The following is a 1367-nucleotide window of genomic DNA, read 5'->3' as shown; positions in this document are numbered from 1 at the left end:
GTCGACGGCGCCATCGACCTCACGCTGCTGACCGACCGGTGGCTCGAGCCCGCCGAGGCGCTGTCCGTCGTGCAGACCGTCGTGCCGCGCGCGCGGCTCTCCGAGGCGACCTCCCGGTGGGACGGGCCCATGGCGGGTGTCGGGCGCGGGTCGACCAGCGGCGCCGGTGGCATCACCGAGGCCGGCGGGTCCGGGCTGCGGGCCGCGCTCGAGCAGTTCGGCGTCGACGACGAGGCCGAGCGCGCCCGCCTCATGGCCGAGGCCGCCGCGTTCGACGAGCTCATGGTCGCGTCGCCGCCGCCCGCCGAGTCCTACGGGATCCTCGTCGACCTCGGCGTCGACGGGACCATCGCCGTCGAGGCCGCCGCCGAGACCGAGCTCCCGCCGCTCCTGCGCGACCTGCCGTGGACCGCCGACGGGGTCGTCGCCTACCGCGTGCACTGGGAGCCGCTCCTCGTCGAGGAGCTCGAGATGGAGAAGCCGTCGTTCCCGCACAAGGTCGCGCGCGGTCGCGCCGCACCGCAGGTCCAGGCCGTCACGCGCGCCCTCCACGGGGTGCTCGGGGGCGAGATCGCCGACGAGGCCGACTTCCTCGTCGACCCCGCCGACCTGTGAGCGAGCACGCCGGCTGGACCACCACCGGGAGCCGCGTCGTCTACGAGAACCCGTGGATCCGCGTGCGCGAGGACCAGGTGCTGCGTCCCGACGGCGGGCCCGGCGTCTACGGGGTCGTCGAGGTGCGGAACCACTCGGTGTTCGTCGTCGCGCTCACCGACGACGACGAGGTCGTGCTCGTGTCGCAGCGCCGCTACACGACCGGTGCCGTCTCGGTCGAGGTCCCCGCGGGCGGCACCGACGGCGAGGACCCGCTGGTCGCGGCGCAGCGCGAGCTCGCGGAGGAGACCGGCCTGGCCGCGCGCGAGTGGACGGCGGTCGGGCGGATGGACGCGCTCAACGGCATCGCCGACGCGCCCGAGCACGTGTTCCTCGCGCGGGGGCTCTCGCGGCTCGCCGACGACGACGGAGCCGGGCGGGTCGAGGAGGGCATCGACACCGTGCGGACCGTGCCGTTCGCCGACGTCCTGGCGCTCGTCGCCGACGGGACGATCCGCGACGGCGAGACGATCGCCGCCCTCGCGTTCGCCGGCATCCACCTGGGCCGCTTCCGCTGACCTGCCGGCCGCCTCCGCCCGGGGACGACGCGGTCGAGATGCCGGAGCGGCGTCGGGCGCGTAGACACGGCGCATGGGTGTGGTGATCCGGTCCGCCGTCCTCGGGCTCGCCGTCGGCGGGCGAGCCTCCGCAGCGATCCGTGTCCCCGTCGGTGCGGGCACGCGCGGGCGGCACGGTCCCGGTGTGGCGGCGCT

At 76.0% G+C, this 1367-nt stretch carries 1 protein-coding gene and 1 pseudogene; both read left to right on the top strand.

Annotation, left to right across the window (positions count from 1 at the left end):
- Positions 1-615, top strand: a pseudogene (locus tag HGA02_RS19325) (hypothetical protein); the annotation flags it as partial.
- Entirely contained in the window at positions 612-1172 is a 561-nt protein-coding gene (locus tag HGA02_RS19320) for an NUDIX domain-containing protein (protein WP_168681014.1), read from the top strand. The pseudogene HGA02_RS19325 and the gene HGA02_RS19320, both read left to right, overlap by 4 nt.
- Positions 1173-1367 lie beyond the last annotated feature (195 nt).

Origin of the sequence: Cellulomonas septica, assembly GCF_012396155.1 — a bacterium.
Lineage (GTDB): Bacteria > Actinomycetota > Actinomycetes > Actinomycetales > Cellulomonadaceae > Cellulomonas > Cellulomonas septica.
The sequence above is the reverse complement of the archived record's forward strand: the minus strand, read 5'-3'. Positions and strand labels throughout refer to the sequence as shown.